Origin of the sequence: Pectobacterium carotovorum (assembly GCA_016415585.1) — a bacterium.
Taxonomy (GTDB): domain Bacteria; phylum Pseudomonadota; class Gammaproteobacteria; order Enterobacterales; family Enterobacteriaceae; genus Pectobacterium; species Pectobacterium carotovorum_K.
Genome location: CP066552.1, coordinates 379,517 through 402,193, shown reverse-complemented (window position 1 = coordinate 402,193; position 22,677 = coordinate 379,517). Strand labels below are relative to the sequence as shown.

The following is a 22,677-nucleotide window of genomic DNA, read 5'->3' as shown; positions in this document are numbered from 1 at the left end:
TTCACAACACGAAATATCAGCCGCTACTGCTCGTGTCTTTTGACGCATTACATACTAGCGTAGCGGTAGGGCGTGCCCAGCGCAGAACCCTGTACACCATGCGTTTGCAGATAGCGATCCAGCTCGACCATGCCCGTCCAGCGGTTTTCACACCAGAGCGGAGCCAGCAGGGTCGGACGGCGGGCGCTGGCAGAAATACGGTGATAAATCACATCCGGCGGCGTATGGCGAATCATCTCTCCCGCTGTCTCCACGTAGCGATCCAGCGCCAGCTCGGGCAGCCTTCCCGCTCGCCAGGCCTTCGCCATCGTGCTGCCTTCGACGATATGGAGAGGATGAAGCTTAATGCCTTCCACGCCGGTCTCGATAACCTGCTCCAGCGTCGATAAACAGCGCTGTGCGTCCTCTCCCGGTAAACCCACAATCAGATGGCTACACACCTTCAGCCCGCGCTCACGCGCACGGCGGGTGGTTTCCTGATAGCAGGCGAAGTCATGGCCGCGATTAATTCGGTGCAGCGTTTTGTCACATGCGCTTTGCAGCCCCAGCTCCAGCCAGACCTCATAACCCTGTTCATGATAGCGGGACAGCAAATCCAGCACCGCATCGGGCACGCAGTCGGGGCGAGTGCCCACACAAAGCCCCACCATTTCGGCCTGCTTCAGCGCTTCCTGATACATGCTTTCCAGCACCTGAACCTCGGCATAGGTGCTGGTATACGCCTGAAAATACGCCAGATAGCGCTTGGCTCGGTTCACCTTTCCCGCCTGCGCTTCCAGCTGTTGTGCAATGCTGCGCTGCTGCATCTGCTCATCGGCAAACGAGGCCACATTGCAGAACGTACAACCGCCCCGCCCCAGCGTCCCGTCACGGTTTGGGCAATTAAATCCGCCGTGCAACGTCAGCTTGTGAACCTTCTCGCCATAGCGGCGTTGAAGATTTCCGCCAAACATATTGATTAATTTTTGCAATTGCATATTCTAACCTGCTCCCTTGAGGAACAGCAGACTACCTTTCTCTCGCCCCCTTCGCGATGACCGCGATCAATCACACACATCCCAATGAAATGCATTTTTATTCGCTTTTAGTGAAAATAAACTCACATCCGTGTTAATTAATTTTTCTTATCCCGCATGCTCGCTTAATGAAAAGATGAAGCAACACTTAAAAATAGTTTCATAAAATCTAAAAGTAGCCATATACAGCACAATATGCTGCAACACAGAAAGAACGTAGCACGGAGAAGGGTTCTCACGCTTTTGTATAGTGATACAGCTCACACTTCAATTAAACGCCATATTCATTTACCGAGATTGTTTTTCTAAAAAAATCATTATCTTTCATAGGTATAATTAAAAATTATCGCTTATCAGCACATTTTACACTGGTATTTGACCTGAACAGGCTTTCTCGCTAATTTGGGGATCCGCTGGAAGCTTTCCTGACGGGTACACAACTCGTCATATTTATGCAGTAAATGAAGACTCCCTCTAAAAACAAGTCATTTACCACTTGTGAGACCGTCACGAGAGGCCGAAGAAGAGAGCGTAATACTAGCCGCTCAACGCCACGGTGCTTTCTCGCAGTAGGTTGTGAGAGTCACACAGAGCCTGGGGAGGTTCACTAACATGTTGTACGATGCATCCCAAGAGAGAGATAACTGTGGTTTCGGATTAATCGCCCATATAGAAGGTGAGCCGAGCCACAAAGTAGTGCGTACCGCGATTCACGCACTCGCACGCATGCAGCACCGTGGCGCAATCCTTGCTGACGGCAAGACTGGCGACGGCTGCGGTTTATTACTTCAGAAGCCCGATCGTTTCTTTCGTCTGGTGGCGGAAGAGCACGGCTGGCGTTTAGCCAAAAACTACGCCGTTGGCATGATGTTTCTCAATCAAGACGAAGAGCTGGCTCGCGCCACGCGTCGGATTGTAGAAGAAGAGTTGCAGAACGAAACGCTGTCCGTATTGGGCTGGCGTGAAGTTCCAACCAACCCGGATGTACTGGGGGAAATTGCCCTGTCGTCTATGCCGCGTATTGAGCAAATTTTCGTTAACGCCCCGGCTGGCTGGCGTCAACGTGATATGGAACGTCGCCTGTTCATGGCGCGTCGCCGTATCGAAAAGCGCATTGAAGATAAAGAGTTCTACGTTTGTAGTTTCTCCAATCTGGTCACGATCTATAAAGGCCTGTGCATGCCAGCGGATCTGCCACGCTTCTACCTCGATCTGGCCGATCTGCGTCTGGAGTCGGCAATTTGCCTGTTCCACCAGCGCTTCTCAACCAACACGGTTCCACGTTGGCCGCTGGCGCAGCCGTTCCGCTATCTGGCGCACAACGGCGAGATCAATACCATCGCCGGTAACCGCCAGTGGGCACGCGCACGTGCTTACAAATTCAAAACTCCGCTGATCCCAGATTTGCAGGATGCTGCGCCGTTCGTCAACGAAACTGGCTCTGACTCCAGCTCGCTGGACAACATGCTGGAACTGTTCCTGAGCGGCGGGATGGATATCATCCGTGCCATGCGCCTGCTGGTTCCGCCAGCCTGGCAGAACAACCCGGATATGGATCCTGAACTGCGCGCCTTCTTCGACTTTAACTCCATGCACATGGAGCCGTGGGATGGCCCGGCCGGTATCGTGATGTCCGACGGGCGCTATGCGGCCTGTAACCTGGATCGTAACGGCCTGCGCCCTGCACGCTACGTCATCACCAAAGACAAGCTGATCACCTGTGCCTCTGAAGTCGGTATCTGGGATTATCAGCCGGACGAAGTGGTTGAGAAAGGCCGCGTCGGTCCGGGCGAGCTGATGGTGATCGACACCCGCAGCGGCCGCATCCTGCACTCCGCCGAAACCGATGACGATTTGAAAAGCCGCCACCCTTACAAAGAGTGGATGGAGAAAAACGTTAAGCGTCTGGTGCCGTTTGAAGAGTTGCCAGACGATCAGGTTGGCAGCCGTGAATTCGACGATGAGCTGCTGGAGACCTTCCAGAAACAGTACGGTTACAGCAGCGAAGAGCTGGATCAGGTCATCCGCGTGCTGGGCGAAAACGGTCAGGAAGCCACCGGTTCGATGGGCGATGATACGCCGTTCGCCGTGCTGTCCAGCCGTCCACGCATCATTTATGACTACTTCCGTCAGCAGTTCGCGCAGGTCACCAACCCGCCGATCGATCCGCTGCGCGAAGCACATGTGATGTCACTGGCGACCAGCATTGGCCGTGAAATGAACGTCTTCTGTGAAGCCGAAGGTCAGGCTCACCGTCTGAGCTTTAAATCGCCGATCCTGCTTTACTCCGACTTCACACAGCTGACGTCACAGGATGAGCTGCACTATCGCGCCGACACGCTGGATCTGACGTTTGATCCGTCGCAGCAAACGCTGCAACAGACCATCGAGAAACTGTGTGACGAAGCTGAAAGCAAAGTCAGAGACGGTGCCGTTCTGCTGGTGCTGTCTGACCGTGGCATTAGCGAATCACGCTTGCCTGTCCCTGCGCCGATGGCCGTGGGCGCGGTTCAGCGCCGTCTGGTAGAAAAGAGCCTGCGCTGTGATGCCAACATCATTGTCGAAACCGCCAGTGCGCGCGATCCGCACCACTTTGCCGTGCTGTTAGGCTTTGGCGCCACGGCTATCTACCCTTACCTCGCCTATGAAACGCTGGCGCGGATGGTGGATAACCACACCATCGACAAACCTTATCGTGCCGTGATGCTGAACTACCGTAACGGTATCAACAAAGGCCTGTACAAGATTATGTCCAAAATGGGCATCTCGACGATTGCGTCTTATCGCTGTTCCAAGCTGTTTGAAGCGGTGGGCCTGCACAAAGACGTGTCGACGCAATGCTTCCTGGGCGTCGTCAGTCGCATCGGCGGGGCAAACTATAGCGACTTCGAACAGGATCTGTTGAACCTGTCCAAGCGCGCCTGGCTGAAACGTAAAACGCTGGAACAGGGCGGCCTGCTGAAATTTGTTCACGGCGGTGAATACCATGCCTACAACCCGGACGTCGTCACCACGCTGCAAACCGCAGTGAAATCCGGTGAGTACAGCGATTACGAGCAATACGCCAAACTGGTTAACGAGCGCCCAGCAGCGACCTTACGCGACCTGCTGGCACTGAAACCGCAAGAAGGCGCGGCTATCGCGATCGACAGCGTTGAACCGGCCTCTGAAATGTTCAAACGCTTCGATACCGCGGCCATGTCCATCGGTGCACTCAGCCCCGAAGCCCATGAATCGCTGGCTGAAGCGATGAACGGACTGGGCGGTTTCTCCAACTCCGGTGAAGGCGGCGAAGATCCGGCGCGTTACGGCACCAATAAAGTGTCCCGTATCAAGCAGGTTGCTTCTGGCCGCTTTGGTGTGACGCCAGCCTATCTGGTTAACGCCGATGTGATTCAGATTAAAGTGGCACAGGGCGCGAAGCCGGGCGAAGGCGGTCAGTTACCGGGTGATAAAGTCACGCCGTACATTGCTCGTCTGCGTTATTCCGTGCCGGGCGTGACGCTGATTTCACCACCGCCGCACCACGATATTTACTCTATCGAAGATCTGGCTCAGCTGATTTTCGATCTGAAACAGGTCAACCCGAAAGCGATGATTTCGGTAAAACTGGTGTCCGAACCGGGCGTCGGGACTATCGCTACGGGCGTTGCCAAGGCGTATGCCGACCTGATCACCATCGCCGGTTACGACGGTGGTACGGGTGCCAGCCCGCTCTCCTCCGTGAAATACGCGGGTTGCCCGTGGGAACTGGGTCTGGTGGAAACACAGCAGGCTCTGGTATCCAACGGCCTGCGCCACAAAATCCGCCTTCAGGTGGACGGTGGCTTGAAAACCGGTCTGGATATCGTCAAAGCGGCGATTCTGGGCGCGGAAAGCTTCGGCTTCGGCACCGGACCGATGGTGGCGCTGGGTTGTAAATACCTGCGTATCTGTCACCTGAATAACTGTGCGACAGGCGTTGCAACGCAGGATGAGAAGCTGCGCCGCGATCACTACCACGGCCTGCCTGAGCGTGTAACCAACTACTTCCACTTCATCGCACATGAAACTCGTGTGTTGATGGCAGAACTGGGCGTCAGCCGTCTGGTGGATCTGATTGGTCGTACCGACTTGCTGGTTGAGCTGGACGGTTTCAGTGCGAAACAGAACAAACTGGATCTGTCTCCGCTGTTGCACGCAGCACAGCCTCAGCCGGGCAAAGCGCTGTACTGTACTGAAAGCAATCTGTCGTTCGATAAAGGCTTGCTGAACAAAGAGCTGCTGGCTCAGGCACAGCCGCATATCGATTCGAAGCAGGGCAAAGCGCTCTACTTCGATATCCGTAACACCGATCGCTCCGTCGGCGCGACGCTGTCCGGTGCGATTGCCGAGAAACATGGCGATCAAGGGCTGGCGGGAGATCCGATTAAAGCGCACTTCTCCGGTACCGCAGGACAGAGCTTTGGCGTCTGGAACGCAGGCGGCGTGGAGCTGAAATTAACTGGCGATGCCAACGACTACGTGGGCAAAGGCATGGCGGGCGGCAGCATCTCCGTACGTCCTCCGGTGGGTTCCGCCTTCCGCAGCCACGAAGCCAGCATCATCGGTAACACCTGCCTCTACGGCGCGACTGGCGGTAAGCTGTTTGCCGCAGGCCGTGCAGGTGAGCGTTTCGCCGTACGTAACTCCGGCTGTATCACCGTTGTAGAAGGCATCGGTGATAACGGCTGTGAATACATGACGGGCGGTATCGTCTGCGTGCTGGGCCGTACTGGCGTGAACTTTGGCGCAGGTATGACCGGTGGGTTCGCCTACGTGCTGGATGAAGACGGTGAATTCCGCAAACGCGTTAACCCGGAACTGGTGGAAGTGCTGGATGTCGAAGAACTGGCTATTCATGAAGAGCATCTGCGTGGCCTGATCACCGAGCATGTACAGAATACCGGTTCACATCGCGGAGAAGAGATCCTCGCTAACTGGCCGACCTGGGCACCGAAATTTGCTCTGGTGAAACCGAAGTCAAGTGATGTGAAGGCATTGTTGGGTCACCGTAGTCGTTCCGCAGCCGAGCTGCGGGTTCAGGCGCAGTAAGAGGTCATCATGAGTCAGAATGTTTACCAGTTTATCGACTTACAGCGCGTTGATCCGCCCAAGAAACCGCTAAAGATTCGTAAAATTGAATTTGTTGAGATCTACGAGCCGTTCTCAGAAAGCCAGTCCAAAGCGCAGGCAGACCGCTGCCTGGCATGCGGCAACCCTTACTGTGAGTGGAAATGTCCGGTACATAACTACATCCCGAACTGGCTGAAGCTGGCGAACGAAGGCCGCATTATCGAAGCGGCTGAGTTATCGCACCAGACCAATAGCCTGCCGGAAGTCTGTGGTCGCGTATGCCCGCAGGACCGTCTGTGTGAAGGGTCTTGTACGCTGAATGATGAATTCGGCGCGGTCACCATCGGCAACATCGAGCGCTATATCAATGATAAAGCGATAGAGATGGGCTGGAAGCCAAGCGTTGCCAACGTCAAACCGACTGGCAAACGCGTCGCCATCATTGGCGCGGGTCCGGCAGGACTGGCGTGTGCCGACGTGCTGGCACGCAGTGGCGTACAAGCTGTCGTCTTCGATCGTCATCCTGAGATCGGTGGCCTACTGACCTTCGGTATCCCTTCTTTCAAGCTGGAAAAAGAAGTGATGGTGAAACGTCGTGAGATCTTCACCGAGATGGGCATCGAATTCCGTCTGAATATCGAAGTCGGCAAAGACGTGCAGATGAAAGCGCTGCTGGACGAGTACGATGCGGTATTCCTCGGCGTCGGCACCTACCAGTCTATGCGTGGCGGATTGGACAATGAAGATGCTCAGGGTGTCTACGACGCTCTGCCGTTCCTGATTGCCAACACCAAGCAACTGATGGGCTTTGAAGCCGCAGTAGACGAGCCTTACGTCAGCATGCAGGGTAAACGCGTTGTCGTACTGGGCGGTGGTGATACCGCAATGGACTGCGTGCGTACCTCGATTCGTCAAGGTGCAACGCACGTGACCTGTGCCTATCGTCGTGATGAAGAGAACATGCCGGGTTCTAAACGCGAAGTGAAAAACGCGCGTGAAGAAGGCGTCGAGTTCAAATTCAACCTGCAACCGTTAAGCGTCGAGATCAATGGCGCGGGCAAAGTGTGCGGTGTGAAAATGGCGCGTACTGCGCTGGGCGCACCGGATGCCAATGGCCGTCGTCGTCCTGAAATCGTAGAGGGTTCCGAGCACGTTCTGGAAGCCGATGCGGTCATCATGGCGTTCGGCTTCCGTCCGCACAAAATGGCGTGGCTGGCAGAACATGACGTCAAACTGGACGATCAAGGTCGCATTGTCGCACCAGAAAGTTGCGATAACGCATTCCAGACCAGCAACCCGAAAATTTTTGCGGGTGGCGATGCAGTACGCGGTTCCGATCTGGTAGTGACAGCCATTGCAGAAGGCCGTAAAGCCGCTGACGGCATCATGAACTATCTGGAAGTGTAGAAACGCATCACATCTCTTAAGGGCAGCGCTGGCTGCCCTTTTCTTTTTTAGTCTTTACCAGATTCGTCTTTACCGGAATACAGCGCAATCACCTCCTGCTCTGTCAGCATCGGCGTCTTTTCCGCAAACGAGTAGTAGCTCGGTTTGTTATCGATATAAATCTGCGTGACCATCTTCTTGTTGGCTTCGTCGGTAAAAAAACCTGCTGGAATTTCATAAGCATCCGTACCGCGTAGACGGTAAAACAGATGTGTGCCGCACACGCGGCAAAACGCGCGCTCGGCCCATTCCGATGACTGCCATACCGTAATGTTTTCTTCGCCTTCTATTTTAATCGCCGGATCTTTGCACTCCACCGCCATGAGCGGCCCGCCGCCCCACGTCTGACACATACCACAATGGCAGACACCCACTTCACTGACAGAATGCGTCGTGGAAATTGTCACCCCGCCGCATAAACAACGACCTTGATGCATAGCTCCCTCTCCTAATGTTCTGCCTTCTGGAATCGCAATGTCCCATAAACAAGGAATATCGCCGCTAGTTTCGGTTATAGCATAGGTTATATACGTCTTTGCTCTTACTCTCAGGAAGTCGGACAGCGCTCAACTTTCATCGGTAGTTCCCTAAACGCCGTGGTCAGAAGCTGAAGTGAACCGTAGCAGCCGATAACGACCCGCCCATACGGAATATCACACCAGACAGGCTAATAAAACCTTCGTCTTTCCACTGTGTTCTAAAGAACCTTTCGTAATAAATCCTGCAATATCACATTAACGACCTACACTTACCTCCGGCATTAACTTGTCTTTATTGAGATTGGATTTCATTAAGGAGGAAATATGACAGTCGAAGTGGCTCTTGTAACAGGAGCCGGTCAAGGTATTGGCCGCGCTATTGCTCTCAGACTGGCGGCAGACGGTTTTGCCGTCGCTATCGTGGACTATAACCAAGAAACCGCACACAACGTGGCGCAGGAAATCGAAAAATCCGGCGGACAGGCCATCGCACTACAGGCGGACGTCGCAGATCGTGAGGCGGTTTTTGCTGCTGTCGCCGCAACCAAAGAGCGCTTTGGTGACTTTAACGTCATCGTTAATAACGCTGGCATTGCTCCCTCAACCCTGATTGAAGACATCACGCCAGAAATCGTCGATCGCGTGTATAACATCAACGTCAAAGGCGTTATCTGGGGAATTCAGGCTGCGCTCGATGCCTTCAAATCCCTGGGTCACGGCGGCAAAATTATCAACGCCTGTTCGCAGGCTGGGCATGTGGGCAACCCCGAACTTGCCGTCTACAGCTCAAGTAAATTCGCGGTTCGTGGCTTAACGCAAACAGCCGCACGCGATTTAGCGCCGCTGGGCATCACGGTCAATGGCTACTGTCCGGGTATCGTAAAAACGCCAATGTGGGATGAAATCGATCGGAAGATCTCTGAATCCGCAGGAAAACCGCGTGGCTATGCGACGGAAGAATTCGCCAAACGCATCACGCTGGGCCGTCTTTCCGAACCGGAAGATGTCGCTGCCTGTGTGTCCTATCTGGCCAGCCACGATTCCGACTATATGACGGGGCAATCGCTATTGATTGATGGCGGAATGGTGTTCAATTAACACGATGCTCAATTAAGCACATGTTCAGTTAACGGCACGAAATAAAAAGGGCACTGTTAAAGTGCCCTTAGAAACAAATTACTTCACGACCCGTAGCGACGGTCGGCCACCTTTAGGTGGCTGCGGTGGTTCATCATCAGAACCAGAGCCATTGTCAGGTGCTTCAGAATCAGGCGAGCTATCGACAATCGACATGACCGTCCCTGAAGCGGGTGCGCCTTCCTGAAAGTCTTCGTATTCACCTGCAGATTCGTAAGCAGGTTCGGACTCAAACATCGTTCCAGCCCCGTTCTCACGAGCATAGATCGCCATGACGGCCGCCATCGGCACATAAACCTGACGCGGTACGCCACCAAAACGGGCATTGAAACGAACGCTGTCATCAGCTAACTCAAGGCCGCCAACAGCGCGCGGTGCGATATTCAGCACGATCTGGCCGTCACGGGCGAACTCCATCGGCACCATAACATCCGGCAGAGTAACATCTACCACCAGATGAGGCGTTAATTGGTTATCCAGCAACCAATCATAAAAAGCCCGTAATAAATACGGACGACGCGGAGACAGTTGAGACAACGCCATACGGTTTAACCTCGGGTTTGCAAACGCATTTCACGTTCCACTTCCGTCAGGGAAGCAAGGAACGCATCACGCTCAAAGACGCGAGTCATGTAGCCTTTCAGCTCTTTCGCGCCCGAACCACTCAGTTCAATGCCTAACTGCGGCAAACGCCACAGCAGCGGAGCCAGATAGCAATCCACCAGGCTGAACTCTTCGCTCATGAAATAAGGCGCTTCATTGAATACTGGGGCAATGGCCAGCAATTCTTCACGCAATTGCTTACGTGCCGCATCCGCTTCCTGAGCGCTGCCGTGCGTAATTTTCTTCAGCAAAGAATACCAGTCGCTCTCAATGCGGTGCATCATCAGGCGGCTGTTACCGCGCGCAACCGGATAGACAGGCATTAATGGCGGATGAGGAAAACGTTCATCCAGATACTCCATGATAATGCGTGATTCATAGAGCGTCAGTTCGCGATCGACCAGCGTCGGCACGGAACCGTAAGGATTGAGGTCAATAAGATCCTGAGGCAGATTATCCATGTCTACCTGCTCAATCTCGACACTCACACCCTTTTCCGCCAATACAATGCGGACCTGATGGCTAAAAATGTCGGATGGACCAGAAAACAGCGTCATTACCGAACGTTTGTTGGCAGCGACAGCCATGAAAACCTCCAAGTTTATCGAGAAAATATGGCGAATAATCGTGCAGTCAGTAACCTGCAAACCGCTATTCGAAATGCTGCTCGCCAATGTGTGTAAACGTCACCGGATAAAACCCAGCTGGTTTAAACCGCTACACGATAGCTTACACACAGGCATAAAATCGGCAGATAGCTTATCAGATTTTGTTCGTTTTGTGGGGATATAAGCGGAGAATCTTATTTAACAAAATGATAAATAAGAATTTTTTTATTAAATACAAATTTTTCATTTGCAATAGCGAAGTCTAAACAACACCGCCAGAGAATAATCTATCCCCTGTATTGGCCTGCGCTGAGTCGTCAACCGCCTAGAAGCCGACGATGACCGTCGGCTTCTAAGTAAGCGAAATTAAAGCGAATTGGCGTCATTAAGCCAATAATTAAGGTCGTGCCGCAGTGCCATCCGGCAAGCGTGCATTCGTCCATGACGGCAATCCACCTTCAACAGGGAATTGCTTCGCTTTTTGCTCATCGATATCAATCCCTAATCCTGGCTTATCGTTCAGGTACGCGTATCCACCTTCAATATCCGGGCAACCGGGGAAAACGTCCCGCAGGGCCTCATTCATCGGCGTATATTCTTGAATACCCAGATTCGTAATGCTCATATCAATGTGCATATTCGCGACTACACCGACAGGAGAGATATCCCCCGGACCATGCCAGGCGGTTCTCACGCCATGAAACTCGGCGAGTGTCGCCAGTTTTTTGGCAGGCGTAATCCCACCGATCATACTGATATGGCAGCGAATAAAATCAATCAGATGATTGGTTATCAGGTGCTTGTATTCGGCAACATGAACAAACAGCTCCCCCATCGCTATTGGGGTTGAGGTTTGCTGGCGCATCACGCTAAGGAAATCAACATTCTCTGGGGCGACGGGATCTTCAAGATAAAAGAGCTTGTAATCTTCCAGAGACTTCGCCATTTGCAACGCGGTAACCGGCGATACTCGTTCATGCACATCATGAATAAATTCAACATCAAACCCAATCTTATTGCGCAGATGATCGAAAAAGGCCGGAATACTTCTGGCATAAGCATCAGGATCGAAGTAAATACCGGGTGTCTTCGTTCTTGGTGAGCGCTTCGGCGTGATATTGGCTTTATCCAACTGAGTGGCAATCAGTTTGAGGTCTTCCGTCCCGGCCCCACCGTACATGCCCATCTGACAACGCACATACTGGTACCCTTCTTCCATTGCCGCACGGATGTTATCTTCCGCCGCAACCGCATCCGCACCATCGCAATGACGATAAAGTGGAATACCGTCGCGGCATTTTCCGCCCAGCAATTCATAGACCGGCAAGTTAGCGACTTTACCCTTGATATCCCACAGCGCCATATCGATAGCCGAGATCGCATTGTTCATCACCGGCCCATTGCGCCAATAGCCGCTCACGACGGCAGACTGCCAAATATCTTCAATACGAGAAGGATCTTTCCCGATCAGAAAAGGCTTCATATATTCATTAATGGCCGCTTCAACCGCGAAAATACGTTGGGTAAAGGTTGCACACCCTAAGCCGTATAAGCCGTCCTGGTTGGTTTCGACCTTGACGACAACCAGATCAATGCCACCCGGTGCCGTTAGAATCGTTTTTACGTTTGTTACCTTTATCATTCAAAAACTCCTGTGATAGCCACAATCAGATTATGTAGAATCTCATTTGTTGTATGACATCATATCTCTTGATGTATTACTATCAAAAGGAAAAAATAAAAGCAACTTAATTGAGGAGAAAATCGGGAAGTACAGCGGGCTGAAAGAGATATCACCAAAGGGAATAATTTTAATGAATTAGATAAATAGTGGATCACTACGGGTACATTTCAGACACAAAAATATAGTGAATTAACACCATTTTTACGCCGATGCTGCAAAGCAAGCACCGGCAGGCCGTTACTGACAGACGAATAAAGGAGAGGTAAGCGACCTGAGAAATAGGGTGGTATTTACACGTTAGTTATTATCAAGGTTGTTAATCATAACAATGTTACATTCCATTGCCTGATCCAGGCATAGCTTCGCGGTTTCAATGTCACGGTTTTTTATCGCCATAAAAATTTTGATATGCGCGTCAATACTATCTAGCGTTATGCCTAACACACGGTTTAACTCTTCCAGATAGAAATAGTACATATTTTTCACATACTTAATAGCATGTGAAAACACTTTGTTGTGCGCCGCATTGATAATCGCCATGTGGAAATCCAGATCGGCCTGCGAGTATTTTTTATAGTCATTTTTGTTAACCAGCATTCGGTTAAGTGCATCTTCTATAAGAGAAATATCCTCATCCGTTGCATTTTTGGCCGCCAACTCGATGCACTTGAATTCCACCGTTTGCCGAAACACCATCATGTCCATGAACTCACCTTTCGTCAGGTGAAGAATCGGCTTGTCATTCGCCTGCATACGGAAGCTTTCAATTTCATTTGAAACAAAAGAACCTCGACCATGCTTGGTATAGATGATTCCCAGGTTCCTCAGTTTTTGCACCGCACTGCGAATACTCGTTCTACTTACTTCAAAAGCCTCACTTAATTCAAACTCAGACGGTAATTTCTCACCCTGTTTCCACTCACCGCTGAGTATTTTTTTCTGCATCTTCTGATAGACGGCTTCAGCAATATTATTTCTTGGTATTGATTCTATATTGTCCATAACGCCTCAAATCAATTATTGGAATCATGATCACAAAAAAACGCTTTGACTGTTGATTGAAGTATAACAAAGCGACACCATCACTTCCACTCGTTAGTTGTATGACAACATGATGTATGACAATACTACCTCTTAAAAAATAACCTATTCACTGCCCAATAATCAGTTAAGGAGTTGATAATGGATGCCGCAAAACTATTTGATCTATCAGGGAAAACTGCACTCATTACCGGTTCTGCAAGAGGCCTCGGCTTTTCCTATGCAGAAGGATTAGCCTCAGCCGGTGCCGCCATTGTACTTAGCGATATCAGAGAGGAAACGCTGAACGAAGCGGTACAAAAGCTAACGGCAAAGGGCTATAACGCCAAAGGTTACGTGATTGACGTCTCAAAAGAAGATCAGATCGTCAATGCATTCAATCTGATGGATGCCGCTGGTATAGAAATCGACATTGTGATTAATAACGCAGGGATCCAACATCGTCAACCGTTAGTCGACCTCGCGCTACAGGACTGGCAGCGCGTCATGGACATTCACCTGACAGGGACATTCCTCGTGTCGCGCGAAGCAGCAATCCGCATGATAAAACGCGGCCGCGGCGGCAAATTTATCAATATCTGTTCACTAACCAGTGAGCAAGCGCGTCCTACCGTCGCACCTTATACCGCCGCTAAAGGCGGAATCAAAATGTTGACGCGCTCCATGTCGGCGGAATGGGCAGAATATAACATTCAAGCGAACGCCATCGGCCCCGGCTACATACTGACCGACATGAATGAAGCCTTGATTAAAGATGTTGAGTTCGATAAGTGGGTCAAAAGTAGCAACCCAACTAAACGCTGGGGAAAAACCGAAGAACTTATCGGTACGGCTATTTTCCTGTCTGCTGATGCATCGAATTATATCAATGGTCAGGTCATCTATGTCGATGGCGGATGGTTAGCGGTACTCTGATTCTCAGAAATCGATATTCTTCAGGGATGATCGATAAGTCAACGTGTGGTTTTTAATTCTCTCCACTGCGACAAAGGAAAACCACACTATATTATTTTAGAGGTATCAATATGAAACAAGATACGCTTACCTTTGATGCATGTATTGTTCATGGGAAAAAAGACGTAAAAGTAGAAAGTCGTGAACTGACTTATACCGAGAACGATATTGTCGTTAACGTTGAGTGCGGCGGTATTTGTGGCTCAGATATTCATTATTATCATGAAGGCCATGCTGGTTTGTCTGTAATAAAACATCCTATGGTCATAGGTCACGAATTCGTTGGCAGAATTCATCAGGCACCTGAAAATAGTCAATTAAAAGTCGGGCAAAAAGTTGCGATCAATCCTTCCCAGCCTTGCAATCAATGTACCTATTGCCTGGAAGGCAAACAGAACGAATGTCAAAGTATGCGATTCATGGGAAGCGCGCAGTTTAATCCGCACGTACACGGCGGTTTTGCTCAATATGTCACTGTTTCTGCGCAGCAGTGCTATCCCTATGATGAAAATGTCCCTTCGCAAATTATGGCACTTGCGGAACCAACGGCGGTTGTTATTCATGCCATCAACGTCGCAGGCAGCCTGGTCGGTAAAAAAGTCCTGGTCATCGGTGCAGGCCCGATTGGTGCCTTGACGATTGCCGCAGCGAAAGCCTCGGGTGCCGTAGAGATTGTGGCGTCCGACATCAGTGAAAGGTGCAGAAACATCGCACTGGAAATGGGAGCCGATGCCTCGGTCAATCCGCTTGATGAAAGTGCAATGGAAACCTATAACCAAAATAAAGGCTACTTTGATGTGACATTCGAGGCCAGCGGTTCGCCTGCGGCAATCGCCTCATCAGTCTTTGCGACACGCCCTAATGGTTTGATTGTACAAATTGGTATGGGACCAAGTCCTGTCCAATATCCCGTTGCACAAATGCTAGTAAAAGAACTCTCGTGGAAAGGATCATTCCGATTCATTAATGAATTTGCTACTGCGGTTAAATGGCTGGAGAAAGGTATTATAAACCCACAGCCCATTATCTCCGCTGAATATTCTTATCATGATGTTGAAAATGCATTAATTGCAGCAAGTGATAAAAATATTTCGTCAAAAGTACTCGTTAAATTTTAATAAAGACATCACCTTTAATCTTAAATCGGATTAATACGGCAAAGGAATGCTGATAATACGCTATTGACCCAAAATCAAGATGTGGTGTTTTTCTTATTATTCTATCGATTAATTATTTCCACACATTGTCTGGAAATGATTTTTCGTGTGTGCCACCAGGTATTTATACCTCACCACATATTGAATTAAATCTAATAATCATATGGTGACACTATGAACTCATCTCCAGTTAAAGTGAAAAGAAGCACGTCCGATCTTGCCAGGGCATCCGTTTCTGGCTGGCTCGGTACAACATTAGAATTCATGGATTTCCAGCTCTATTCTCTTGGTGCCGCACTGGTCTTCCATGAAGTTTTCTTTCCTGAACAATCGGCTGCTATGGCATTAATTCTCGCGATGGGAACCTACGGAGCAGGATACATTGCACGTATTGTCGGCGCCGTCTTCTTCGGGAAAATGGGGGATAGAGTCGGCAGGAAAAAGGTCCTGTTTATTACCATTGCATTAATGGGCGTTTGTACCACATTAATAGGTGCACTCCCGACCTACCAGCAGGTTGGCATTCTGGCACCGATTCTATTGGTAGTGCTCAGGATTATTCAGGGACTGGGTGCCGGCGCTGAGATCTCTGGTGCCAGTACCATGCTGGCAGAATATGCACCTAAGGGTAAAAAAGGCATTATTGCCTCGCTGGTTGCAATGGGAACCAACTGCGGAACCTTGAGCGCGACGGCCATTTGGGCTGCGATGTTTTACCTCTTTAGCAATGAAGAGATCATTGATTGGGCGTGGCGTCTTCCCTTCCTTGCGAGTTTCGTGGTGATGGGATTTGCTATCTGGTTACGCCTGAATCTGAAAGAAAGTCCGGTATTTGAAGGGGTACAAGAAACAAAAGACGTCGCCCACCAGCACACACCTTTTTGGTCTTTGCTAAAAGGGAAAGCGTTTTGGATTGCAACAGGCCTGCGCTTCGGACAGGCGGGGAACTCGGGGATTATCCAGACTTTCCTGGCTGGCTACATGGTACAAACGCTACTATTCAGCAAGGCCGTTCCAACCGATGCCATCATGATTAGTTCAGTCATCGGCTTTCTGACAATCCCATTGATGGGGTGGTTATCAGATAGAATCGGGCGCCGTATTCCTTATATTATCCTGACGCTGGGTTCCATTCTTCTCGCTTATCCGATGATTTCGATCATCGTTAATAAAGAGCAGGCGGTCGCTACAATCACAGTATGCTTAATCCTGATCCACAATATTGCGGTATTAGGGCAGGCAGCGATTGAGGGGATCACGATGGCGGAGATGTTTGGTTCAAAAAACCGCTTCTCCCAAATGGCAATCTCTAAAGAAATCGGTGGGTTATTCGCTACGGGGCTTGGTCCTTTGCTAGCAGGTATTTTTTGCCAAATAACAGGGTCGTGGTATCCCATCGTTGTGATGCTAATTTGCTACTCCTGCATTGGCTTGCTATCCGCCCTTTTGATGCCAGAAGTCAAAGATCGTGACCTGCATGATGTAAAAAACGCAACGGAATAGCAGACATCATCGCAGTAAAGGTTAAAAGCTAGACATAAAAAAACCCGGTGACCAGCACCGGGTTTTTTGCATTGATTTCGCTGCAAAGCAGCCAGAAATTAACGCTTGGAGAACTGAGGACGACGACGTGCTTTACGCAGGCCGACTTTCTTACGTTCAACCTGACGAGCATCACGAGTAACGAAACCAGCTTTACGCAGTTCGCTACGCAGAGACTCATCATACTCCATCAGAGCGCGGGTGATACCGTGACGGATCGCACCAGCCTGACCAGAGATACCACCACCTTTAACAGTGATGTACAGATCAAATTTACCAACCATGTCGACCAGTTCAAGCGGCTGACGAACTACCATGCGGGCAGTTTCGCGACCGAAGTACTGTTCCAGACTACGCTGGTTGATAACGATGTTACCGTTGCCCGGTTTGATGAACACGCGAGCGGCGGAGCTTTTGCGGCGACCAGTGCCGTAGTATTGATTTTCAGCCATTGCCTATAATCCCGATTAAATGTCCAGAACTTGCGGTTGCTGTGCCGCGTGATTGTGCTCGGTGCCCGCGTAAACTTTCAGTTTACGGAACATAGCACGACCCAACGGGCCCTTCGGCAGCATGCCTTTAACCGCGATTTCAATCACACGCTCAGGACGGCGGGCAATCATCTCTTCAAAGGTCGCTTGTTTAATACCACCGATGTGACCGGTGTGATGATAATAAATCTTGTCAGTACGCTTGTTGCCAGTTACAGCAACTTTGTCAGCGTTCAGAACGATGATGTAATCACCCGTATCAACGTGCGGGGTATATTCCGCTTTATGCTTGCCGCGCAGACGACGAGCCAGTTCAGTAGCGAGACGGCCTAAAGTTTTACCGTTCGCATCAACAACGTACCAGTCACGTTTTACGGTCTCTGGTTTAGCTGTAAAAGTTTTCATTAAAAGCTTACCCAATAATTAGTTACACGTTGGTGAACACCCGAACGCTCGAAAACAGTTGAGGCTCACACGACCATCAAGTCCAGCAAACCTACCCCTTCGAATAGCCATTGCCGGCACTATAAAGTTTTTGGGAAAAAAACTTTGTTGTAACGTGGGGTCGCAAGATTATAGAGAAGTCATTCTTAAAAATCGACCCTTTTTCACTCGAAAATGATGAAAAGCCATCGTCTGCGTTACGCCAAATGGGGTTGACGCAAGTACTCTTCGCTTTGCATTTCCTGCAAACGGGATAAACAACGCTGATATTCAAATTTCAGGTGTTCTCCCTGATAGATTTCAAACATCGATGCCTGCGCAGAAATAATCAATTTGATACGGCGATCGTAGCACTCGTCCACCAGCGCCAGAAAACGGCGGGCGGTGTTCTCTTCCTTCGTTTCCATCACCGTCACATTGTGCAACAGCATTGTGTGGTAGAGGCGCGACAGTGCGATGTAATCATTCTGGCTACGTGCTTCTGCACACAGCGTGTGGAAATCGACCGCCAATACACCGTCGCTCACGCCAAGTGTCGATAACGGACGATGATTGATCTCCAGCACCGGCCCCGGCGTCTGCCACTGTTTCCCGGTCAGGCGGGTAAACATCTGCTGCATCGCAGCATCCGTCTCTTCATTCAGCGGCGAGAGATAAAGGTGTGCCTGTGTCAGCGTGCGCAGACGATAATCGATACCCGCATCGACATTACGCACTTCACAATACTGCTTAATCAGCTCAATCGCAGGCAGAAAACGCGCGCGTTGCAGCCCATTACGGTAGAGATCGTCTGGCGGAATATTCGACGTCGCCACCAGCGCAATGCCGCGAGCAAACAGCGCACGCAGCAGTTCAGCCAGCAGCATCGCATCGGTAATGTCAGAGACGAAAAATTCATCGAAACACAGCACGTCAGTTTCGGCTTTGAAACCGTCGGCTACTTTCTCCAGCGGATTTTCCTGCCCCTGAAACTGGTTCAGCTCTTCATGCACACGCAGCATAAAACGATGAAAGTGCAGGCGCATCTTGCGCTCAGCGGGCAGACTGTGGAAAAACATATCCATCAGCCAGGTTTTACCACGCCCGACACCGCCCCACATGTACAGCCCTTGAACTGGCGCTGATTCCCGTTTATTACGCCGCCCCAGCCAGCTACGCCATTTACCCACTTGGTCAGATGTCCCCGCATCACTATCAGCAGCACGTTCACATAACGCCTGATGTATCGCTTCCAGACGCACAACGGTTTGCCGCTGCACCTCGTCCGGCTGATATTCACCCGCGGAAAGCGCCTGCTGGTAAAGCGCTAAGGGTGTTGTTTGCTGCTGTGTTGTCTGTGGAATAACCATAGCCATCGCAATCCCTGAGAAAAAAGTTAGTCGTGTTTTGCTGTGTGTTATCGTCGATTTAAGCCGTAATCGTCGCAGTTAACAACCTTGATGTCTGCGGTAGGTCAACATTCCTTTCTGTCATCGAGTATCAGGATTCCACTCAGGCAAGGTTAGCGGTTATAGTGGCTATTATTAAGTGAAAAACCCTACGGGACAACGACGTAAAAATAGGAGCGATTATGACTTGGGAGTATGCGCTGATAGGTTTAGTTGTCGGTATCATTATTGGTGCTGTCGCCATGCGCTTTGGTAACCGTAAGCTACGGCAACAGCAGGTATTGCAGAATGAGCTGGAGAAAAGCAAAACCGAACTGGAAGATTATCGTCAGGAATTGGTGGGTCACTTCGCCCGCAGCGCGGAGTTGTTGGACAACATGGCGGATGACTATCGTCAGCTTTATCAGCACATGGCGAAAAGCTCCAGTAGCCTGTTACCTCACGTTCCCGGCCAGGATAATCCGTTTAAATATCGTCTGACCGAATCAGAAGCGGATAACGATCAGGCTCCGGTGAACATGCCGCCGCGCGATTATTCCGACGGCGCATCAGGCCTGCTGCGGGGCGAACGCCCGATTCGCAAGTAATTCAGTTTCCCCCTAAGCGTGAGGCTTTCTGTCTCACGCTTTCCCCTCTCTTGTTCTACGCTTAAAGCGCTTGTACGTTTAAGACGCGCGCCGCAGGCTGTCATCGCCAGATAACTCACTGTATAAAAGCGATAGTTACAATCTGCTGACGAAACAGCAGTGAACTTTACACATTGATCGCCAGTCTGACTCTTCACCGTGTCTTTAAGTTTATATATGATCGTTTTATTCATCCGCAGGCCGTGAGAGAGTTAATAACAATGAAAGAAACATCATTATTATTTAGTGCACTGGCAATGAGTATTGGTTTGACCCTGTCCGCGCTTCCCGCAGCGAATGCTGCGCTGCCTGCAGTGGTTCAAGGCCAGCAGACGCCAAGCCTGGCCCCGATGCTGGAAAAAGTCTTGCCAGCCGTCGTCAGCGTGCACGTTGAAGGTACACAGGTACAGCGCCAGCGCGTACCGGAAGAGTTCAAATTCTTCTTTGGTCCGAACTTCCCAACAGACAAACAAAATACTCGTCCGTTTGAAGGGCTAGGCTCCGGCGTCATTATTGATGCAGCAAAAGGTTATGTGCTCACCAACAATCACGTCATCAATAACGCCGACAAAATCCGCGTCCAGCTTAATGATGGACGTGAGTACGATGCAAAGCTGATTGGTCGTGACGAGCAGACCGATATCGCCCTGCTACAGCTGAATAATGCCAAAAATCTGGTCTCTGTAAAAATAGCCGATTCCGATCAACTGCGCGTTGGCGATTTCGCCGTTGCCGTGGGTAACCCGTTTGGCCTTGGTCAAACCGCAACGTCCGGTATTATCTCCGCGCTGGGACGTAGCGGCCTGAATCTTGAAGGATTGGAAAACTTCATCCAGACCGATGCGTCCATCAACCGCGGTAATTCTGGTGGTGCACTGGTGAACCTCAACGGTGAACTGATCGGTATCAATACGGCTATCCTCGCTCCGGGCGGCGGGAACATCGGTATCGGCTTCGCTATCCCCAGCAACATGGCCCAGAATCTGGCGCAGCAGCTGGTTGAATTTGGCGAAGTGAAACGCGGGCTACTGGGTATTAAAGGTAGTGAAATGACGTCTGAGATGGCGAAAGCCTTCAACGTCGATGCACAGCGCGGTGCCTTCGTCAGCGAAGTCTTACCGAAGTCTGCCGCATCCAAAGCTGGTATCAAGGCAGGCGACGTATTGACGACGCTGGATGGTAAACCGATCAGCAGCTTTGCAGAACTGCGGGCCAAAGTCGGCACCACCGCACCGGGTAAGACCGTGAAAATCGGTCTGCTGCGTGATGGCAAACCGCAGGAAGTTTCCGTCGTGTTGGATAACAGCTCATCGGCATCAACTAGCGCTGAAACGCTTTCACCGTCATTGCAGGGTGCTTCTCTGACCAATGGCCAATTGAAAGACGGCAGCAAAGGTGTGCAAATTGATAGCGTCGCTAAAGACACACCTGCCGCGCAGGTCGGTCTGCAAAAAGGCGATATCATCATCGGTGTAAACCGCGAGCGCATTGAAAATATCACTCAACTGCGCAAACTGCTGGAAGCGAAACCTTCCGTTCTGGCCTTGAATATCGTCCGGGGCGAAGAAACGATTTATCTGCTGCTGCGTTAATCGCTTGCCGTCTTTTTCGGCAGCTTAACTGGCCAGAACATCGCTAATGTTAAAAAATTTCCGGGAGAAATTTTTAACGTTGTATCAGCAACGGCCCGTAAGGGTGGCGGCCAAGGATGGCACGCCATAAAAAATCGGACACCGAGCCATGCGGTGTCCGAACTTCTCGTGATATCCTCCCATCATCTCCCTTTTCCACAGTAAATCACGGCCATGCTTGCTAAGTTATTACGTTCAGCGCTCTTTGGTGCCCTCGTCGCCGGTATTATTCTGGCCGTACTGCCCTTTGTCGGGTCTGGCACGTCGTTTCTGAAAGGCAATGACAAAAATACTGATGGTTCACCCATAAGTTACCATCAGGGCGTCAGTCATGCGGCGCCTGCTGTGGTGAACGTTTATAACCGGGTTGCCAAGGAGGGTAACCCCAACGAAGTCGCTATTCATCCTCTCGGATCCGGCGTCATCATGAATGAAAAAGGATATATTTTAACCAACAAGCATGTGATTAATAACGTGCAACAAATCCAGATTGAGCTATCTGACGGCAGGCTGTACGAAGCCCGCGTGATCGGTTCCGATAGCTTGACTGACCTGGCCGTGTTGCAAATTGATGGCGTCAATCTGCCCGTTATTCCCATGAATCCAGACCGTATACCGCACGTCGGCGATATCGTGATGGCAATCGGCAACCCTTATAATCTGGGGCAAACTGTCACGCAGGGCGTCATCAGCGCCACAGGACGCGTCAGCCTCAGCGCTTATGGCCAACAAAGAAGCCAGGTTGGACGCCAGAACTTGCTGCAAACCGATGCATCGATTAACCACGGAAATTCCGGTGGAGCGCTGGTCAACACGCTCGGTGAGCTGGTCGGGATTAATACCCTCTCTTTTGATAAAAGCAGCAATGGTGAAACGCCAGAAGGCATTAGCTTCGCGATTCCCGTGGCGCTGGCCACCAAGGTGATGGGCAAGCTCATCCGCGATGGCCGCGTGGTGCGTGGCTATATTGGCGTCAACGGCGTGCAGATCGAGAATATTGAAAACAGCACGTTGACCAACAATCGTGACGCACAGGATAGATTGAGCGGTATTCTTGTTCAGACTATCGACCCAGGTGGACCGGCGGATAAAGCGGGGATTCGTGTCGAAGACGTCATCGTGAGCGTGAACAATAAGCCTGCACGCTCGATTATTGAAACCATGGAGCAGGTTTCGGAAATACGCCCCGGCACCGTCATTCCGGTCGCGATTGTGCGTGATAAAAAGCAAATCACACTGCAGATGACGATTCAGGAATTCCCCCCCCAATAACAGCATGTAGGATCAGTCTAAAGGGTCACATCGGCAGGTAAACAAGAAACCGGGTGGGAACCCA

18 protein-coding genes are annotated in these 22,677 nt (G+C 50.7%); 9 read left to right on the top strand and 9 right to left on the bottom strand.

What is annotated here, in order from left to right; all coding sequences use genetic code 11:
- Positions 1 to 47: 47 nt before the first annotated feature.
- Positions 48 to 977 (bottom strand): TIGR01212 family radical SAM protein, encoded by a 930-nt coding sequence (locus JFY74_01825; protein QQG28832.1) that lies wholly within the window; start codon positions 975 to 977, stop codon positions 48 to 50.
- Positions 978 to 1,628: 651 nt separating this feature from the next.
- Between JFY74_01825 and gltB the strand changes: the two genes are divergently transcribed.
- On the top strand, positions 1,629 to 6,089 hold the full coding sequence (gene gltB / locus JFY74_01820; protein QQG28831.1) for a glutamate synthase large subunit: 4,461 nt from the start codon (positions 1,629 to 1,631) through the stop codon (positions 6,087 to 6,089).
- A gap of 9 nt (positions 6,090 to 6,098) precedes the next feature.
- A complete protein-coding gene (locus JFY74_01815; GenBank protein QQG28830.1) occupies positions 6,099 to 7,517 on the top strand; it encodes a glutamate synthase small subunit in 1,419 nt (472 codons plus the stop codon).
- A 47-nt stretch (positions 7,518 to 7,564) separates the two neighbouring features.
- Here the strand turns inward: JFY74_01815 and JFY74_01810 are convergent, their stop codons facing one another.
- A complete protein-coding gene (locus tag JFY74_01810; GenBank protein ID QQG28829.1) occupies positions 7,565 to 7,993 on the bottom strand; it encodes a GFA family protein in 429 nt (142 codons plus the stop codon).
- 366 nt (positions 7,994 to 8,359) lie between these two features.
- Here JFY74_01810 and JFY74_01805 point away from each other — a divergent pair, with 366 nt between their 5' ends.
- Entirely contained in the window at positions 8,360 to 9,133 is a 774-nt protein-coding gene (locus JFY74_01805; GenBank protein QQG28828.1) for a (S)-acetoin forming diacetyl reductase, read from the top strand.
- 78 nt (positions 9,134 to 9,211) lie between these two features.
- Here the strand turns inward: JFY74_01805 and sspB are convergent, their stop codons facing one another.
- The 4 genes from sspB to JFY74_01785 all read right to left on the bottom strand — a co-directional run bounded on the left by sspB (position 9,212) and on the right by JFY74_01785 (position 13,069).
- Positions 9,212 to 9,715 (bottom strand): ClpXP protease specificity-enhancing factor, encoded by a 504-nt coding sequence (gene sspB / locus JFY74_01800; GenBank protein QQG28827.1) that lies wholly within the window; start codon positions 9,713 to 9,715, stop codon positions 9,212 to 9,214.
- A 5-nt stretch (positions 9,716 to 9,720) separates the two neighbouring features.
- Positions 9,721 to 10,362 (bottom strand): stringent starvation protein A, encoded by a 642-nt coding sequence (gene sspA, locus JFY74_01795; protein QQG28826.1) that lies wholly within the window; start codon positions 10,360 to 10,362, stop codon positions 9,721 to 9,723.
- Between the two features lie 418 nt (positions 10,363 to 10,780).
- On the bottom strand, positions 10,781 to 12,025 hold the full coding sequence (locus tag JFY74_01790; protein ID QQG28825.1) for a starvation-sensing protein RspA: 1,245 nt from the start codon (positions 12,023 to 12,025) through the stop codon (positions 10,781 to 10,783).
- A 339-nt stretch (positions 12,026 to 12,364) separates the two neighbouring features.
- Entirely contained in the window at positions 12,365 to 13,069 is a 705-nt protein-coding gene (locus tag JFY74_01785) for a FadR family transcriptional regulator (protein ID QQG28824.1), read from the bottom strand.
- A gap of 180 nt (positions 13,070 to 13,249) precedes the next feature.
- On the opposite strand from JFY74_01785, the gene JFY74_01780 reads away from it, so the two are divergent.
- From JFY74_01780 to JFY74_01770, 3 genes are all read left to right on the top strand, one after another.
- Positions 13,250 to 14,023 carry an SDR family oxidoreductase gene (locus JFY74_01780; protein ID QQG28823.1) on the top strand — a complete coding sequence of 258 codons (774 nt, stop codon included), beginning with the start codon at positions 13,250 to 13,252 and terminating at the stop codon, positions 14,021 to 14,023.
- A 110-nt stretch (positions 14,024 to 14,133) separates the two neighbouring features.
- Positions 14,134 to 15,180, top strand: coding sequence for an alcohol dehydrogenase catalytic domain-containing protein (locus tag JFY74_01775; GenBank protein ID QQG28822.1), 1,047 nt, complete (start codon positions 14,134 to 14,136; stop codon positions 15,178 to 15,180).
- A 213-nt stretch (positions 15,181 to 15,393) separates the two neighbouring features.
- Entirely contained in the window at positions 15,394 to 16,722 is a 1,329-nt protein-coding gene (locus tag JFY74_01770; GenBank protein QQG28821.1) for an MHS family MFS transporter, read from the top strand.
- 98 nt (positions 16,723 to 16,820) lie between these two features.
- Here the strand turns inward: JFY74_01770 and rpsI are convergent, their stop codons facing one another.
- From rpsI to JFY74_01755, 3 genes are all read right to left on the bottom strand, one after another.
- Entirely contained in the window at positions 16,821 to 17,213 is a 393-nt protein-coding gene (gene rpsI, locus JFY74_01765; GenBank protein ID QQG28820.1) for a 30S ribosomal protein S9, read from the bottom strand.
- 15 nt (positions 17,214 to 17,228) lie between these two features.
- Positions 17,229 to 17,657 (bottom strand): 50S ribosomal protein L13, encoded by a 429-nt coding sequence (gene rplM / locus JFY74_01760; GenBank protein ID QQG28819.1) that lies wholly within the window; start codon positions 17,655 to 17,657, stop codon positions 17,229 to 17,231.
- A 236-nt stretch (positions 17,658 to 17,893) separates the two neighbouring features.
- Entirely contained in the window at positions 17,894 to 19,045 is a 1,152-nt protein-coding gene (locus JFY74_01755; GenBank protein ID QQG30423.1) for an AFG1 family ATPase, read from the bottom strand.
- A gap of 221 nt (positions 19,046 to 19,266) precedes the next feature.
- Between JFY74_01755 and JFY74_01750 the strand changes: the two genes are divergently transcribed.
- The 3 genes from JFY74_01750 to degS all read left to right on the top strand — a co-directional run bounded on the left by JFY74_01750 (position 19,267) and on the right by degS (position 22,613).
- The gene (locus JFY74_01750; protein QQG28818.1) at positions 19,267 to 19,671 is read left to right on the top strand and encodes a DUF1043 family protein; all 405 of its coding nucleotides are present in this window, start codon (positions 19,267 to 19,269) and stop codon (positions 19,669 to 19,671) included.
- A gap of 260 nt (positions 19,672 to 19,931) precedes the next feature.
- Positions 19,932 to 21,302, top strand: a complete 1,371-nt coding sequence (degQ, locus tag JFY74_01745) for a serine endoprotease DegQ (protein QQG28817.1) — start codon at positions 19,932 to 19,934, stop codon at positions 21,300 to 21,302.
- Positions 21,303 to 21,515: 213 nt separating this feature from the next.
- Positions 21,516 to 22,613, top strand: a complete 1,098-nt coding sequence (gene degS / locus JFY74_01740) for an outer membrane-stress sensor serine endopeptidase DegS (protein ID QQG28816.1) — start codon at positions 21,516 to 21,518, stop codon at positions 22,611 to 22,613.
- Positions 22,614 to 22,677 lie beyond the last annotated feature (64 nt).

Excerpts from the sequence above, each read along its gene's own strand:
- JFY74_01775 (QQG28822.1), top strand. The coding sequence starts at position 14,134 with ATGAAACAAGATACGCTTACCTTTGATGCATGTATTGTTCATGGGAAA.
- degS (QQG28816.1), top strand. The coding sequence starts at position 21,516 with ATGCTTGCTAAGTTATTACGTTCAGCGCTCTTTGGTGCCCTCGTCGCC.
- JFY74_01785 (QQG28824.1), bottom strand. The coding sequence starts at position 13,069 with ATGGACAATATAGAATCAATACCAAGAAATAATATTGCTGAAGCCGTC.
- JFY74_01750 (QQG28818.1), top strand. The coding sequence starts at position 19,267 with ATGACTTGGGAGTATGCGCTGATAGGTTTAGTTGTCGGTATCATTATT.
- degQ (QQG28817.1), top strand. The coding sequence starts at position 19,932 with ATGAAAGAAACATCATTATTATTTAGTGCACTGGCAATGAGTATTGGT.
- rpsI (QQG28820.1), bottom strand. The coding sequence starts at position 17,213 with ATGGCTGAAAATCAATACTACGGCACTGGTCGCCGCAAAAGCTCCGCC.
- JFY74_01790 (QQG28825.1), bottom strand. The coding sequence starts at position 12,025 with ATGATAAAGGTAACAAACGTAAAAACGATTCTAACGGCACCGGGTGGC.
- JFY74_01815 (QQG28830.1), top strand. The coding sequence starts at position 6,099 with ATGAGTCAGAATGTTTACCAGTTTATCGACTTACAGCGCGTTGATCCG.
- JFY74_01755 (QQG30423.1), bottom strand. The coding sequence starts at position 19,045 with ATGGTTATTCCACAGACAACACAGCAGCAAACAACACCCTTAGCGCTT.
- sspB (QQG28827.1), bottom strand. The coding sequence starts at position 9,715 with ATGGCGTTGTCTCAACTGTCTCCGCGTCGTCCGTATTTATTACGGGCT.
- JFY74_01810 (QQG28829.1), bottom strand. The coding sequence starts at position 7,993 with ATGCATCAAGGTCGTTGTTTATGCGGCGGGGTGACAATTTCCACGACG.
- JFY74_01805 (QQG28828.1), top strand. The coding sequence starts at position 8,360 with ATGACAGTCGAAGTGGCTCTTGTAACAGGAGCCGGTCAAGGTATTGGC.
- JFY74_01770 (QQG28821.1), top strand. The coding sequence starts at position 15,394 with ATGAACTCATCTCCAGTTAAAGTGAAAAGAAGCACGTCCGATCTTGCC.
- rplM (QQG28819.1), bottom strand. The coding sequence starts at position 17,657 with ATGAAAACTTTTACAGCTAAACCAGAGACCGTAAAACGTGACTGGTAC.
- JFY74_01825 (QQG28832.1), bottom strand. The coding sequence starts at position 977 with ATGCAATTGCAAAAATTAATCAATATGTTTGGCGGAAATCTTCAACGC.
- sspA (QQG28826.1), bottom strand. The coding sequence starts at position 10,362 with ATGGCTGTCGCTGCCAACAAACGTTCGGTAATGACGCTGTTTTCTGGT.
- gltB (QQG28831.1), top strand. The coding sequence starts at position 1,629 with ATGTTGTACGATGCATCCCAAGAGAGAGATAACTGTGGTTTCGGATTA.
- JFY74_01780 (QQG28823.1), top strand. The coding sequence starts at position 13,250 with ATGGATGCCGCAAAACTATTTGATCTATCAGGGAAAACTGCACTCATT.